Raw genomic sequence first — 15,231 nt, 5'->3', positions numbered from 1 at the left:
TCCCGAATTGTTGATTGTTGAAAAGCGCCCAAGGCAGGGCATCGAGCGTTTGAAATCTCAAACGAATGCTAAGCGGCTGCTGGGGTGTTGGACAATAGGCTGTTCGAAAAAAAGAACGAATGGTTGAACACCCTGGCGGAAATTTCATCATTTGCATAATGGCAACGGGCCTCTTCGCGGGCACGCCCGCTCCCACAGGTACCCCACCGGTTTCGAACTCGGTGCAGTACCTGTGGGAGCGGGCGTGCCCGCGAAGAGGCCAGTACAGGTTAGACGAACGAGCTGAAGGAAATGTGATGGGAGGACCGACGGCCCTCCCGGAAGGGATGGGTCAGAAGGCCTTGGCCAGGTCGATCACCAGGGCCCGGTACCCCACGCTGCCCGGCTGCCGGCTGTGCACCTTCAGCTCCACCAGCACCTCCTGGGTCCCGCGCCGCACCTCGTTGAGCACGGTGGTGGTCAGTTTCTCCGGGGTCAGGAAGTTCACCGAGGCCGAGTAGATGAACTGGGTGTCGGTCTCCGGCCGGTAGGCCACCACCGAGGTCACCGGGCTGTACCACTCGTCACCGCGCTCCTTGCCATATTCCCACACCTGTTCGACCGTGCCCTTGGCCTCGTCGATGCGGTACTCCACCGCCCGGCTGTAGTTGCCGGTCAGCCTGGTCGGCGCAAAGTCGCGGCCCCAGCCGTTGTCGAACACGGTCAGTGTGCCTTTGCCGGTCAGCCAGGCGGTGTGCTGGGTCCACGACCAGTCGAAGCCTTCGCTCGCCACCGGCTTCAGCACTTTCTCGCGCAGACGCTCAGGCCAGCCTTGGGGCGAGGCGAGAATCCACTTCACCTGCTTGTCGCGGCCGATCTTCACCACGCCCTGGTGCCGTGCTGAAACGATGATGCTGTCATCATCGGCGTCGTAGTCGATGGCATTGACGTGCGCCCAGTTACGCCCGGTGCCCACCCCCGGGGTGTCACCAAAGGGCAGGTCACCCTCGGCCAGTTCATTGGCCAGCCGCTCGTCCTGTTTCTGCACCCCGGCCGGCAACTGGATGGCTGCCTTGCCCAGGGTTTCCAGCAGGTCGCCACGGTACGGGTCGAGGATCTGGTTGAGGTCCCAGAAGTCCAGCACATCACCGGCCTCGTCGACCTCGATGATGTGGTCGCGGATCGAGCGCACGCGCTTGCCGTCGGGCCGGCGATAGTCGCTGGTGCCCACCCGCAGCAGGTAGGTGCCATTGGCGGTCTCGCGGATTTCATGGGAGAAGTCGGCGAACTTGTCGGGCAGGCTGCGCTGCCAGATGCGCCGGCCCAGCAGGTCGTACTTGGAGTAGGTCTGGCCCTGGCCCCAGATCAGCTTGCCGTCGCGAGTCTGCTGGAAGCCCATGGTGCCGCCCAGGCCATCGCGGCGGTTGGAGTCGTGGATCTGCTCGATGTCCAGGTACCAGCGCACGTCGCCATTGCTGTCGGCGATCCAGTTGTTGCCCACCTGGTCCCATTCCGCCGCGCCGCCCAGGGCATTCCACTTGAAGGCGCGCCCGCCCGGGATGTCCCCCTGCAGGTGGTTGAACAGGTACAGGCGCTGTTCAAAACCTGGCGCTACCTTGACTGGCTGCACTTCAGGCAAGGCGGCGGTCTGCCTGGCCACCACCGGCAGGCGCACGGCCGGGGCGTAGATCTGGTACTGCTCGCGGATGCGCTCGCCGTCGAGCTTGTAGGTCACTTCCACCTGGTTGACGTGATCCGGGTACAGGCCGAATACCGGGATGCCGCCATAGGTCCACAACGAACGGTCGGACACCTCGTAGGCGATGTCCACACCGCGCTCGCCCCGCCCCAGCACGCGCACGTGCGCGGCACTCAGGCTGCGCCCACCGTCGCGAATGATCGCGGTCAGCGGCGCCAGGCGATACGGGTTGACCACCACGTCGCCGAGCAGCGCCTCGTCACGCTCGGGAACCTTGGCGGTCAGGCAGGCGCCTTCAGGCAATGCAGGGGTTTCGGTCTTGGCATTCATGGCATAGCTCCTTGTGCTCAGAAGTCGTAACGGGCGGTGGCGCCGAAAGTGCGCGGGGTGCCGAGCACGCCGGCATAGCCACCGTTGGCGGAGTTCCACAGGCTGGTGAAGTAGGTCTTGTCACCGGCGTTCTTCACCCACAGCGACAGGTCGACCACGCCGTCGCCCTGGTCCAGGCGCACACCGGCGGAAAGGTTGACCAGCGCGTAGCTGGGGATCTGGCCGAAATCGGAATCGTCGATGGTGCCTACTGCCTTGGAGCGGAAGGCGTAGCTGGCGGTGACGTAGGGTTCGATGTGCTCGCTGGCCTGCCACTTGTACTGGGTGTTGAGGTTGGCGATGTACTTGGAGGCGCCGACCACCTGGTGGCCGGACAAATCGCAGGTGGCAGTGGCATTGGCCAGGCTCACCTCCGGCGGGCATGGGGCGTCCTTGTACTCGGTGTAGCGCACGTCGTTCCACGAGCCGTTGAAGTTGACCGTGAGGCCGCGCAGCGGCAGCGCCGTGGCTTCGAACTCCAGGCCACGCGAGCGCACGCGACCGGCGTTAGCCAGGTACTGCACGCGGTTGATCTGGTCGTAGACGTTGGCCTGGTAACCATGCACTTCGGCCCAGAACAGGTTGGTATTGAGTTGCAGGCGGTCGTCGAACAGCGAGCTTTTCAAGCCGAGTTCGGCGTTGTTGACCCGCTCGGTGCCGACCAGCAGCGAGTCGGTGCCCAGCCGTGGCGCAGCGCCAACGGTAAGGTTGATGCCGCCAGACTTCTCGCCGTGGGTCAGGGTGGCGTAGCCCAGCAACTGTTCGTTGAACCGGTAGCTCAGGCCCAGCAGGCCAGAGGGGCTGAAGCTGTACTGGTTGAGGTCGCCTGAATCGTAGGCGCCTACCCGGGCCTGGCGTGCTGCAGCGGCGGCCCCGGTTACTGCCGCACCGCCGGTTGGTGCATCGCGGGTCACCCAGGCGCTCTTTTCTTCATAGGTGCCGCGAACGCCGGCGGTGAAGTCCAGGCGGTCGGTGATGTGCCAGGTGCCCTGGGCGAACAGCGCGTAGCTGTCCGTATCGATGTGCCCGTTGCCAATGGTGTCGACGTTGGCCAGGGCGCCGGCCGGGGTGAGGTTCCAGATGTCCGCCTGCGGCCCATAGAAAGTGAAGGATTTGTTGTCCAGGTCCTGCTTGAAGTAGTACGCGCCCAGCACGTAGTCGAAGGCACCACCGGTGGGCGAAGCCAGGCGGATTTCCTGCGAGTACTGCTTGTCGCGCACCGACACCCCCGCGCTGTAGAACACCGGTACGTTGAGGCCGTCGTCGTTGCGCGGGGTGAAGTCCCACCAGCGGTAGGCGGTGATCGAGGTCAGGGTGAAGTCGTTGGGCAGGGTCCAGTTGGCCTCCACCGAGGTACCGCCCTGAAACACCGTCACCTGCTGGTCGGCGTCGAAGTTGACCTTGCGGTGCTTGCCCGACACCAACGTCGCGCCGGCCTGGGCGGCCAGGCTTTCATAGCGGTTGACGCCATTGATGGTCGGGCCGGAGCTGTACAGGCTGAGGATGCCGTTGTCGGAGTCTTCTTCGTTGTATTCGCCGATCCAGCGCAGGTTGAAGGTTTCGCTCGGTTTGAACAGCAGCTGGGTACGAAAACCTTGGCGCTTGCCGCCGTTGAGGTCGTCGCCGTTGTGGATGTTCTTCACATAGCCGTCGTCTTCGGTGCGATAGGCGCTGATGCGCCCGGCCAGTGTGTCGCTGATCGGCCCCGAGAAGCTGCCTTGGGTTTGCAGGTAGCCGTCTTCACCAATCGACTGCTGGATGCTGCCCTCGCGGTGGAAGGTGGGCTTGCGCGTGGTGATGTTGAGCACGCCGGCGGTGGTGTTCTTGCCGAACAGCGTACCTTGCGGGCCGCGCAGCACCTCCAGCTGCTCCACGTCCAGCAGGTCGAACACCGCCATGCCGGGGCGGCCGAGGTAGACGTTGTCCAGGTAGATGCCGACGCTGCCTTCCAGGCCATCGCTGGCGGGGTTGTTGCCCAGGCCACGGATCGAAATGCTCGACTGGCGGGCATGAACGTAGGCGACGTTGGTGCTGGGTACCAGTTGCTGCAGGTCCTGCACACGGTAGATGCGTTGGCTTTCCAGGGTTTCGCTGTCGAGCACGCTGATCGGCGTGGGCACGCTTTGCGCGGTTTCTTCGCGGCGGCGGGCATTGACCGTGACGGTGCCGAGCTTGGCTTCCTGCTCCACCGCCGGGGTGGCGCTGACCGGCTCTTCGGCGAAGCTGGCAGAGGATGCCGCCAGCAGCACGCCGGCAGCCAAGGGTTGCAAGGTGAAACGCGACGCGCGCGCAGGCCAACGGGAAACTCCGGACATGCAAATGCTCCTTGAGGCATGGGCCCTGGCGAGCATTTCCGTTGGCGGAACCGAATCGCGGTCAGTCGGGCTTATATTCTTTTAGGCGATATAAATATTTGTAATTCATATTTTGTGGAATAAGTGACTCCCTTTATAAGGGGGCTAACCCTTGTCAGCAATTGCATTCGACCGAAAGTTTCAATGTAAAAAATGCATATCGATCTCCGTCAGCTGCGCCACTACATTGCCCTTGTCGAGCACCGCAGCTTTGTTGCTGCGGCGGCTGCGGTGAACCTGTCGCAATCAGCGTTCAGCCGCAGCATCCAGACCCTCGAGCACAACATCGGCTGCCGCCTGGTGGACCGCGCCAGCAAGGAGCTGGCGCCGACTCGCCAGGGCCTGCTGGTGCTGGAGCATTCACGGCGGCTGGTGCATGGGGCGCACAACCTGGTCAACGAGATCCACCAGTTCAACGGTGCCACTACCGGCGTGGTGCGCTTCGGCTCCGGCCCGGCGCCGGCAGGGGGTTTGGTACCGCGGGCGGTGGCACGCTTCGTCGCCGAATACCCCGCGGCACGTACCTGCTTCCAGGTGGACAACTGGCAGGCGCTGAACCGCAAGCTGGTTGCCGAGGAGATCGAGTTCTTCGTCGCTGACACCCGCCAGTTCGAGTCCGACCCGGACTACCAGGTGCACAAGCTGACGCCGCAGCGCTGGCATTTCTGCTGCCGCGTCGGGCACCCGTTGACCGAGCGCGAGAGCGTGCGGGCGCGCGACCTGTTCGACTACCCACTGGCTACCACCTTCCGCCCGCCGAACATCCGCAAGATCCTCAGCGACCTCAGCGGTCGGCAGGATTTTCTGCCGACGGTGGAGTGCGAGCATGGCTATGCACTGCTGAATGTGGTGATGCATTCGGACACCATCGGCATTGCCTGCAATGCCAACTTGCGGCCGTATCAGCGTGACGGGGGATTGGTGGCATTGCAGCTGGCCGACCTGACGGTGGAGCAGGAAGAAGCGTTCTATACCCGTTATGGGGTGGTGAGCCGGGTGGGGTATGGGCTATCGCCGTTGGCTCAGGGGCTGGTCAGACAATTGATTGCCTGTGATACCGAGTTGTAGCTGGCGGGGGCTTTGCCCCCGAATCGCCGGCAAGCCAGCTCCCACAAGATCACCGCTGCCTTCTGGCCTGTGATGTACCTGTGGGAGCTGGCTTGCCGGCGATAGGGCCGCAAAGCGGCCCCGGCGATATCAGCCTTTACGCGTGGTGCGGCTCAACTGCCCATCCACCCCGACCGGCACCTCACCCGCCAGGGTCACCCGCCGCACCACCCGCGGCTGGGTCCCGTAATCATCCACCGCATAATGCTGCGTCGCGCGGTTATCCCAGATGGCCACGTCCCCCGCCTGCCAGCGCCAGCGAACGGTGTTCTCCAGGCGCGTCACATGCCCTTGCAGCACCGCGAACAGGTGCTGCGAATCCGCCAGCGAATAACCTTTGATGCGCTTCACGAAATGCCCCAGCTGCAGCACCCGCTCGCCACTGATCGGGTGCACGCGCACCACCGGGTGCTCGGTCTCGTACACCGTGGAGGTGAACACTTTGCGATAGCGCTCCAGCTTGGCCGGGTCCACATCGGGCTTCACGCTGGCGTAGTCGTATTCGTTGCTGTGCACCGCCCACAGTTTGTCGGCCAGCTCGCGCAGCGGCTCGGGCAGCTCCTGGTAGGCCGTGGCGGTGTTGGCCCACACGGTGTCGCCACCGGATGCCGGCGCCACCACGCTGCGCAGGATCGAGGCCTTGGGGTAGGCGTCGACGAAGGTCACGTCGGTGTGCCAGGAGTTGGCCCGCTGGCCTTCGGCACCATCGAGCTGCAACAGGTAGCTTGTGCCATCCACCACCGGCACGGTGGGGTGGGCGACCGGCTCACCGAGCAACTTGGCGAAGGCTTCCTGGCTTTGGTCATCCAGGTGGGTCTGGCCACGGAAGAAGATCACCTTGTGCTTCACCAGCGCGGCCTGGATGGCGTCGAGGGTGGCGGCATCAAGGTCGGCGGACAATTGCACCCCGCGAATTTCGGCACCGATGCGGCCGGCAACCGGGTGGATGTCGAGTTCGAGGGTTTGTGGCGCGGTGGCCAGGGCGGCGTTGCTCATGGTCGTGTCCTTGCGGTCATTGTCGGGTTATCGGGGTTCAGCGGGCGGCCTGCACGGCCTGCTTCTGTTGCAGGGCGGCATCGAGGAAGCGTGGTTCGATCCAGTCGGCCACCTGGAAGCCACGACGGATCAGGCGCTCCTTGGCGGCCAGGTCCACGCCCTGTTGCAGCTGGCCGACGAATTCGGCGTCCAGCCGTGGATCGAAGTAATGGGCCAGGTCTTCCTTGGCCAGGTCGTCGCTGAGGATGCTGCGCGGCCAGTTGGCATTGCTGGCCACCAGCTCGACATAGGCCTCGCGGTTGTGTTCGTCGCGCAGCCAGGCGCTGGCCTGTTGCTGGGCATTGACCAGGCGCTGCACCAGCTCGGGGTATTTGCGGATGAAATCGCCAGTGCCCAGCAGCACCGCCTGGGTACTGCCGGCACCTTCCAGGTCACGCGAGTTGACCGGTAGCTCTACCAGCCCGCGCTCGCGCAGCGACAGCAGGTTGGACAGGCCCCAGGTGGCGTCGATCTGCTTGGCGGCCAGTGCGGCATTGGCGGCGTTGAAGTCCAGGTTGATCACCTTCAGGTCGCGCTCGCTAAGCCCCTGGCTGGCCAGGGCGCTGGCGAACGACAGCTGGTTGGCGGTGCCACGGAACACCGCCACGCGCTTGCCTTTGAGGTCGTGCAGGGTCTTGATGCCGGAACCGGGCACCACGCCCAGGTAGCTCTTCACCCCACGTACCCCCGCCGACAGCACGCGGGTGTCCAGGCCATTGGCCTTGCCGACGATGGCGGCCAGGTCGCCGAGGTAGGCGAAATCGGCCTGGCCGTTGGCCAGCGCTTCGTTCACCACCGGCCCGGCGCCCTTGAAGAAGTGCCAGTCGATGCGAATGCCGTCCTTGGCGAATTCCTTCTCCAGCAGTTGCTGGTCACGCAGCACGTCGACCACGCCACCGGCGCTGGGCTTGCTGCCCGCGCTGAGGTCGGGCACGGCGATGCGGATGCTTGCTGGCTTGGCCGGTTCAGCTGCGTGGGCGCTGAGGGTGAGGGCCAGCCCAAGGGCGGTGATCAGATGGCGCAGCGGGGTTTTCATGGCAAGGCTCCTTGGCAGGCTGCCACCGGCGATGGCCGGCGCTTTGGCCAGAAGCTAGGCAGGTCTGGTTAGAACCTACAAAGATCAAAACTTCATTCTTCAGTAACTGGAAGGCATAAATCAGGCGGCACGCGGGCCTGCGGCTGGCTTGCGGAAAACGCATGGAAAATATGAGGAAAACGCAACGGCGAGGGGCTTCCGTATGCATGAAGCGCATGCTCTTATCTCTTGAAAGTCATTTTTTAGAATTTTTAATTCCATAAATGAATAATCTAACAACGCTTCGAGAGATGGCCGATGAATGGAATTCTGAGCAGAGGTCGGGGATTGTTCCGGGGGTCGCTGCGCGACCCTTTCGCGACGCAAGGCCGCTCCCACAAGGATCGCGCCCGCTTGTTGCCCTGGGTCTTGCCTGTGCTGGTTGCACTGCTGTGGGTGGTGGCCAGCCGGGAGCACTGGATGAGCGAGCAGATTCTGCCGGCGCCAGCATTGGTGTGGCAGAGCGCGGTGGAGTTTGGCTCCGGCGAGCTGTGGGGGCACCTGTGGATAAGCTTGCAGCGGTTGTTCTGGGGGCTGGCGGTCGGCATCGGCAGCGGGTTGCTGCTGGGGGTCTGGCTGGGTGCTTCGCAGCGGGCGCAGGCGCTGGTGCTGCCGACCTTCGTGGCGCTGGCACAGATTCCTACCCTGGCCTGGATCCCGTTGTTCATGCTGTTCTTCGGGATCGGCGAGTTGCTCAAGCTGGTGGTGCTGGTGAAAGCCGTGGTGGTCCCCGTTACCTTGCACACGCTGGTCGGTGTACGCGATGCCCAGCCCAAGCTGCGAGAGGCCGCTGCGGTGCTGCGCCTGCCTCGCCATCTACTGTTCCTGCGCCTGCTGCTACCGGCTGCCCTGCCCGCCTTCCTCACCGGCGTACGCCTGGCCCTGGCCACCGGCTGGACCTCGCTGCTGGCGGTCGAACTGCTGGCCTCCAGCGAAGGGATTGGCTACCTGATGGTGTGGGGACGGCAGCTGTTCATGCTCGACCTGGTGCTGCTGTGCATCCTGGTGATCGGCCTGGTCGGCGCACTGCTGGAGCGCGGCTTCTCGGCCCTGGAAAAGCGCCTGCTGTACTGGCCGCAAGCGGCCACAGGGGAGCAGCACCGTGGCCCCGTGCCGCGGGGTTGGCAAAGCCTGCTGCTGCCACTGGCACTGTTGGCACTGTGGCAGGCCAGCAGCAGCTTTGGCTGGGTCGACAGCAACATCCTGACCTCGCCACTTGAAGTGTTGCGCACCCTGCTGACCGGCCTGGCCGATGGTTCGCTGCCGCAAGCCTTGCTGCTGAGCCTGCAGCGCGCTTTGGCCGGCTTGCTGCTGGGCGGTAGCGCTGGCCTGCTGGTCGGTTTGCTGTTGGGGCTTTCGGCCAATGCCGAACGTATCTTCGGGCCCAGCCTGTCGGCCTTGCGTCAGGTGGCGCTGTTTGCCTGGGTGCCGCTGCTCACAGCCTGGTTCGGCCTGGGTGAAGGGGCCAAGCAGGTATTCGTCGGCATGGCTGCGTTCTTCCCGTTGCTGATCGCCACCCAGCGCGGTATCGCCAGCCTCTCGCCGCAGCTGGGTGAAGCCGCGCGCACCCTGCGCCTGAACCTGTGGCAACGCCTGCGCCTGCTGGTGCTGCCCGGCGCAGCCCCGGCCATTTTTGCCGGCCTGCGCCTGTCGCTGATCTACGCCTGGCTGGGCACCATCGGTGCCGAATACTTCATGCCCTCGGACGGTGGCATCGCCAGCCTGATGATCGGCGCCCAGCAACTGTTCCGCATGGACCAGGTAATGGCCGCCATGCTGCTGATCGGCTTGGTCGGCGCCCTGCTCGGCACCCTTGGACAACGCCTCGAATCGCGCGCCACGCGCTGGAGAACCGCATGAACGCCTTCAATACCTCGCACCTGCACGCGGCCAACCAGCCCGACGTCACCCCGCCCCTGGTCAGCTTCGAGGGGGTCGGCAAAGTGTTCAGCGTCGATGGCCAGCCGCTGGAAGCCATCCGCAACTTCAACCTGTCGATCAACCAGGGTGAGTTCATCGCCATCGTTGGTGCTTCCGGCTGTGGCAAATCCACCCTGCTGCGCCTGCTGGTAGGGCTGGATACCGACTACAGCGGCAATATCCGTGTGGACGGCCACGCTGTCAGCGGCATTGGTAGCGAACGCGGCATCGTGTTTCAGGAACACCGGCTGTTCCCCTGGCTGAGCGTGGAGCAGAACATTGCCCTGGGCCTGGTCAACGAACCGCTCACCCAGGGTGAGCGCGCGCGGCGGGTACACGAGTTCGTGCAACTGGTGGGGCTGGTCGGCTTCGAGTCGGCCTATCCACACCAGCTGTCCGGCGGCATGGCCCAGCGCGTGGCGATCGCCCGAGGCCTGGTAGCCAGCCCGCGTATCCTGCTGCTCGACGAACCGTTCGGCGCGCTGGATGCGCTGACCCGCCAGCAACTGCAGGACGAGCTGCTGGCCATTCGCGAACGTGCCGGCATCACCACGCTGCTGGTCACCCATGACGCCGAGGAGGCCACCTACCTGGCCGACCGGGTGGTGGTTCTGGAGCCGCGCCCGGGGCGGATCAAGTCGGTGGTGGAGATCGACCTGCCACACCCACGGTTGCGTACGGGCGTGGCACTTCACGAGCTGCGGGAGAAGGTGCTGCACCAGATCACGGGGGATGGCGGCTACCTGACGCCGCCGGTGCGCCGGGTCGAAGGGCTGAGGCCGGAGCTGATTGCGCTCTGAGCCTGTGGGAACGGGCCCGTACTCATAGAACTGCCCATGACTCACTGAATTAGCAGGGCCCCTGTGGGAGCGGCTTTAGCCGCGAACACCGGCGCAGCCGGTGCCATGCACCGCGTTGGATTCTTCGCGGCTAAAGCCGCTCCCACAGGGTACGCGGACCGCTTGCGAATTCAGGTCTCACCGGGCACTGAGGTCACGCAGGTAAGCCCAAGGGTAGATACCCCGCTCATGCCCATCGCTGAACGCCAGCTGCACGCCATATCCTTGCGGCTCGATTTGCACCACGCGCACATCATCGCGAACCAGGCTGATGCTCCCCTGCAGCCGTGCCGCTCGGCATTGTGAACAGGGGCAAGCACCGCGCAGGCGGGCATGGCTGAAGCTGTGTTCGCCGTCTTGCCATTGCAGCACCAGTTGCCCGGGCCCGCGCATGTTGCGAATAGCTTGCGGGGCGTTCATCAGGAGGCCCCGCGCAGTTGCGCCATGGCGATCCGCACAGCCTTGCGCACCTCGGGGTCGCTATCGGCCTCGGCGGCCTGCAGCACCGGCAAGGCACGCGCCTGGCCCAGCTCACCCAGGGCCAGAGCCGCCTCCTTGCGCAGGTTGGCAATGCCGTGGCCGAGCAACTCGCCAAGCGCGTCCAGGGCCGCAGCATGACGCAGCCGCCCCAGGGACCGCGCCGCACGCAGACGTACTTGCCAGAAGTCATCGGCAAGGGCATTTACCAGTGCCGGGCCTGCTGGGGCCAGGCCCACCTTGCCTAGCGTGGTGGCGGCTTCTTCGCGCACTTGCCAGGCCTTGTCAGCCAATGCAGCCACCAATGCTGGCACCACCGCGCTGTCGCGGGCGAGGCCCAGCGCACCAATGGCCGCGCGCCGCACCTCGGTGTCCGGCTCGTCTGCGGCAAGCTTTGCCAATGCTGGCAATGCCGGCTGGTGCTTGAGCCAGCCAAGAATACCCACTGCCTCACGCCGGACCGCGGCGTCGCCATCGGCCAGGGCCAGCAGTGCAGGCTCTGCAGCATCTTCCAGGCGCAGCTCGCGCAAGGCACGCAGGGCGCTTGCACGGACGAAGGCATCGGCATGCTTGACCCATGGCAGGATCAGCTGACCGGTTTCAAGGCTCTTGAGTTCGCTGAGGCTCTGGGCGGCAGCCAGCCGTACCGGCTCGGCAGCATCGGCCAGCGCAGCGCACAGGGCCTGCACAACTTCGGGTTCTTCCCAGGCCTCGAGCAGGCGCGCGGCCTCGGCACGCACCTCGTCGGCGGCATCCACCAGCAGTGCATCGGTGAGCCATGGCAAGCCATCCGGGTCTTCCAGGTCGGCCAGTTCGATCAGGGCGATGCGGCGCACGCCTGCATCAGCGGCACCAAGGCGAGGCAGAAGAGCAAGGATGTCGGGGTTGTCAGTCGTTCGTTCAGTCATAGCGCGATCCGTAGCGGTGGGTGCTCAGTGTCCGGCAGGCCCAGCGGGGTCAGGCGCGGAAGTTCGCGGCCTTCCTCGTGACGGAGCAAGGCCAGACAGTGACGCTTGAGGTGAGTGAATTCAGGGCTGGTCAGCAGGCTGGCGCGGCGTGGGCGCGGAAACTCCAGGTGCATGTCTTCGATAAAGCGGCCAGGTCGCGGGCTCATCACCAGGATACGGTCGGCCAGGAACAGCGCCTCGTCGATATCGTGGGTGACGAACACCACGGTGGTGCGGATGCTTGCCCAGATATCCAGCAACAGCTCCTGCATGCGTGCACGGGTTTGCGCATCCAGGGCACCGAAGGGTTCGTCCATCAGCAAAAGGCGCGGCCGGTTGATCAGCACCCGGGCAATCTCGGCCCGTTGCTGCATACCGCCGGACAACTGACTGGGCCAGCGCCCGGCAAAGTCGGCCAGCCCCACCAGTTGCAGCATTTCACGAGCCTGCCGGCGACGTTCGGCGCGGCTCTGGCCCTGCATCTTCAGACCAAAGGCCACGTTGTCGAGCACGCTACGCCAAGGCAGCAAGGTGTGGTGCTGAAACACCATGCCACGCTGCGGTGACGGCCCGGCAACGGTCTGGCCATCCACGCTCAACTGGCCGCTGCTGGGCACCAGGTGCCCGGCCAGGGCGCCAAGCAACGTCGACTTGCCGCAACCGGAGGGGCCAAGGATGCAGACGAACTCGCCAGGCTCTACGGCAAAGTCCAGACGCTGCACCGCCTCGAATGCTTCGCTGCCGTGCCCCAGTCGAATCGACAGGCCACGCCCGTCGATACGCCCTGGTGCTGGTTGATAACTGGTCATCAGCTGGCCCTCCGCGTGCGGTACCAAGGCGTGGCCAATTCCCCAAGGCGCTTGACCAGGGCGCTGCTGCCCATGCCCAGCACGCCGATCAGCAGCATGCCGACGATGATGTCCGGGTAGTTTTGCAAGGTGTACGACTCCCAGGTGTAGTAGCCGATACCGAACTGTCCGGAAATCATCTCGGCGGTGACCAGGCAGAACCATGAAGTCCCCATGCCGATGGCCAGGCCAGTGACGATGCTTGGCAGCGCTCCAGGCAACACCACTTCGCGCAGGATCGACCAACGCTCTGCACCGAGGCTGCGCGCCGACGCCACCAGGCGCGGGTCGATGGCCTCGACGCCGTGCACGGTGTTCAGCAGGATCGGGAACAGCGCGCCAGTGAAGGTTATGAACACCATCGACAGTTCCGACGACGGGAACATCAGGATCGCCAGCGGGATCCACGCCACCGCCGGAATCGGCCGCAGCACTTCGAGTGGTGGCATCAGGGTGTCCTCGGCCCATTTCGAGCGGCCGATCAACAACCCCAGGGCCACGCCAATCAGCGCCGCGGCGCCATAACCGGCAAACACCCGTGACAGGCTGCTGCCCAGGTGCGCCAGCAGGGTGCTGGAAGTCAGCAACTGCCAGGCAGCTTCCAGCACCGCCTTCGGTGTGGGGACATAGGTGAACGTCAGCAGCCCGAGGTCCAGCTTCACGCTCGCCGCGACCTGCCAGAACAGCAGGCAGGCCAGCAGCGAAGCCAGGCGCACCGGCCAGCGCTTGAGGTTGCAGGTCATGTCGGTGCCTCCCGGTCAGCGCTGGGCGACCAGCTTCTGGTTGGCGCTGACGAAGTCCAGCGCTTCACCGCCATGGGCCTTGGCATACTGCTCGGCCTGGTCCTTGAGCAGGAACGCCGCCAGTTCACCCTTGGCGTTACGCACGAACCAGGCCTGGTTCGCCAGCAACTTGATTCCGCTGTCGGCGGCCTGGGCGTAGATGGCGCGGATGTCCTTGCCCTCCTGCTCCAGCTGGGCCAAGGCGCCAAGCGCGGCCTCCGGCGAAGCGTAGTGGCGGACCTTGCCTTCACCGCGCACCCAGATCTGTGCCAGGCGGCTGAAGTCAGTAATCGGTTTGCCTGTCAGCGCGTCATTGGCCTTGAGTGGCTGCGGATCGTAGTCTTTCAGCGCCTTGTCGTAGTCCAGGCCAGCCTCCTTGAAGGCCGCACGGATGTACTGGTCGTCGATGAACTTGTCGGTGTCGAGGCCGCGGTCGGTCTTTTTAAGCAGCTTGAGCGTATCGATGGAGGTTGCGACTGCCTGACGGTATTCAGGCTTCCATGTCAGGTCGCGGGTCTGCAGGCCGAGCGGGCCGTGGAACAGGTAATTGACCTCGGCCTCGATGCCGGTGACTTTCTCGATCAACTCGCTGTACTTCTCAGGTTCCGCAGCGATCAGCCGATCGGCTTCGAGGCTGGCGCGCAGGTAGGCGGTGACCACTTCGGGGTATTTCTGCGCATAATCGGCATCGACCAAAGCGCCATGGAAGGTCGGTGCGTTGGCCTGGGCGCCGTCATAGATCTTGCGGGCGAAGCCGCGGTTGGGGAACAGTTCGGCGAACGGCACGAAGTCGGCATGGGCCTCGATGCGGTTGCTACGCAGGGCGGAACCGGCGATTTCCGGCGCCTGGGCGATGATTCGCACATCCTTCTGCGGGTCCCAGCCCTGGGCTGCTAGGGCACGCAGCAGCATGCCGTGGGCGGTGGAGGCGAACGGCACGGAAATGGTCCTGCCCTTGAGTTCAGCCAGCGACTGCACGCTGGACGCCGCCGGTACGACGATGCCATTGCCGCTGCCGTGCACGCTGCCCGACAGCACGCTTACGAATAGGCTGCGCTTGCCGGCATCCAGGTGAGCAACACCGTTGAACGACCCGGGGAAGTCGGCCATTGCACCGAAGTCGAGTTTGCCAGCGACCATTTCATTGGTCAGTGGCGCACCGCTGGTGAAGTTCTTCCACTCCACCTGATACTTGGCATCTTTGTATTTGCCGTCATGCGGCAGGTACTTGTCCAGCAGGCCAAGCTCGCGTATCAGCAGGCCACCAGTGGCGCAGTTGATGGTGGTGTCCTGGGTGCCAATGGCGATGCGGATGGTTTCGGCGCTGGCATTCAGGCCAGTGAGCGCCAGCGCGAGGCCGGCCACGGTTGCAACAAGGCGCATGGGTGTTTCCCCTCGAGTCGTTATAAGAGTTGGGTCGTCTCCGCCGCCCGGCTTGGGTGGTGGGAAACGAGGGGCACAGCAGGAGGGCGTCCGGTGGTGCGCCGGATGGCGGGATGAATCAGCGCAGCAGGTACGGGATGTCGACCTTCACCGCACCCGTGGGGCAGTCCTTTTCGCAGGGCATGCAGTACCAGCATTCGTCGAAGGCCATGTAGGCCTTCTGCGTGGCCGGGTTGATCGCCAGCAGGTCCATGGGGCAAACCTCCACGCAGACGGTGCAGCCTTTTTCGGCGATGCACTTGTCTTCGTCGATGGTGACGGGGGCGCTGCTGCGAAAGAAGATTTCTTGCGGCTGGTAGGCCATTTCACGGAGTCCTCGGGGCCTGCGGCCCTCGTTCTTCGAAGTGTTCACAGGAC

At 64.6% G+C, this 15,231-nt stretch carries 13 protein-coding genes; 3 read left to right on the top strand and 10 right to left on the bottom strand.

The features are described from left to right. Positions 1-331 precede the first annotated feature (331 nt). On the bottom strand, positions 332-2,008 hold the full coding sequence (locus tag CAG22_RS11480; protein WP_025337306.1) for an aryl-sulfate sulfotransferase: 1,677 nt from the start codon (positions 2,006-2,008) through the stop codon (positions 332-334). 17 nt (positions 2,009-2,025) lie between these two features. Continuing rightward, entirely contained in the window at positions 2,026-4,398 is a 2,373-nt protein-coding gene (locus tag CAG22_RS11475; RefSeq protein WP_371916852.1) for a TonB-dependent receptor, read from the bottom strand. Positions 4,399-4,554: 156 nt separating this feature from the next. Between CAG22_RS11475 and CAG22_RS11470 the strand changes: the two genes are divergently transcribed. Then, positions 4,555-5,469 carry a LysR family transcriptional regulator gene (locus CAG22_RS11470; protein WP_075044302.1) on the top strand — a complete coding sequence of 305 codons (915 nt, stop codon included), beginning with the start codon at positions 4,555-4,557 and terminating at the stop codon, positions 5,467-5,469. A 129-nt stretch (positions 5,470-5,598) separates the two neighbouring features. On the opposite strand, the gene CAG22_RS11465 is transcribed toward CAG22_RS11470, so the two are convergent. Together CAG22_RS11465 and CAG22_RS11460 are read right to left on the bottom strand one after the other, a co-directional pair. Then, a complete protein-coding gene (locus CAG22_RS11465) occupies positions 5,599-6,504 on the bottom strand; it encodes a TauD/TfdA family dioxygenase (RefSeq protein WP_025337303.1) in 906 nt (301 codons plus the stop codon). 37 nt (positions 6,505-6,541) lie between these two features. Next, complete coding sequence (locus CAG22_RS11460; protein ID WP_085691948.1) at positions 6,542-7,579, bottom strand: ABC transporter substrate-binding protein; 1,038 nt, start codon at positions 7,577-7,579, stop codon at positions 6,542-6,544. Positions 7,580-7,876: 297 nt separating this feature from the next. On the opposite strand from CAG22_RS11460, the gene CAG22_RS11455 reads away from it, so the two are divergent. Together CAG22_RS11455 and CAG22_RS11450 are read left to right on the top strand one after the other, a co-directional pair. Next, a complete protein-coding gene (locus CAG22_RS11455; RefSeq protein ID WP_256575245.1) occupies positions 7,877-9,478 on the top strand; it encodes an ABC transporter permease in 1,602 nt (533 codons plus the stop codon). Beyond that, positions 9,475-10,338 (top strand): ABC transporter ATP-binding protein, encoded by an 864-nt coding sequence (locus CAG22_RS11450; RefSeq protein WP_085705495.1) that lies wholly within the window; start codon positions 9,475-9,477, stop codon positions 10,336-10,338. The genes CAG22_RS11455 and CAG22_RS11450 overlap by 4 nt, the downstream gene beginning before the upstream one ends. Positions 10,339-10,515: 177 nt before the next feature. On the opposite strand, the gene CAG22_RS11445 is transcribed toward CAG22_RS11450, so the two are convergent. From CAG22_RS11445 to CAG22_RS11420, 6 genes are all read right to left on the bottom strand, one after another. Next, on the bottom strand, positions 10,516-10,797 hold the full coding sequence (locus CAG22_RS11445) for a gamma-butyrobetaine hydroxylase-like domain-containing protein (protein ID WP_085705494.1): 282 nt from the start codon (positions 10,795-10,797) through the stop codon (positions 10,516-10,518). Then, positions 10,797-11,762: a HEAT repeat domain-containing protein gene (locus tag CAG22_RS11440; protein ID WP_085618377.1), complete on the bottom strand. Its 966-nt coding sequence runs from the start codon at positions 11,760-11,762 to the stop codon at positions 10,797-10,799. Before CAG22_RS11440 ends, CAG22_RS11445 begins: the two co-directional genes overlap by 1 nt. Continuing rightward, positions 11,759-12,610 carry an ABC transporter ATP-binding protein gene (locus tag CAG22_RS11435; RefSeq protein WP_085705493.1) on the bottom strand — a complete coding sequence of 284 codons (852 nt, stop codon included), beginning with the start codon at positions 12,608-12,610 and terminating at the stop codon, positions 11,759-11,761. Before CAG22_RS11435 ends, CAG22_RS11440 begins: the two co-directional genes overlap by 4 nt. After that, complete coding sequence (locus CAG22_RS11430; RefSeq protein WP_085591794.1) at positions 12,610-13,392, bottom strand: ABC transporter permease; 783 nt, start codon at positions 13,390-13,392, stop codon at positions 12,610-12,612. Before CAG22_RS11430 ends, CAG22_RS11435 begins: the two co-directional genes overlap by 1 nt. A gap of 15 nt (positions 13,393-13,407) precedes the next feature. Further along, positions 13,408-14,814, bottom strand: coding sequence for an ABC transporter substrate-binding protein (locus CAG22_RS11425; protein WP_085591792.1), 1,407 nt, complete (start codon positions 14,812-14,814; stop codon positions 13,408-13,410). A 118-nt stretch (positions 14,815-14,932) separates the two neighbouring features. Next, positions 14,933-15,178 carry a ferredoxin family protein gene (locus CAG22_RS11420; protein WP_008096634.1) on the bottom strand — a complete coding sequence of 82 codons (246 nt, stop codon included), beginning with the start codon at positions 15,176-15,178 and terminating at the stop codon, positions 14,933-14,935. Positions 15,179-15,231 lie beyond the last annotated feature (53 nt).

This window comes from Pseudomonas sp. B8(2017), assembly GCF_002113575.1.
GTDB lineage: Bacteria > Pseudomonadota > Gammaproteobacteria > Pseudomonadales > Pseudomonadaceae > Aquipseudomonas > Aquipseudomonas putida_Z.
This window is presented reverse-complemented; position numbering and strand designations above follow the sequence as displayed.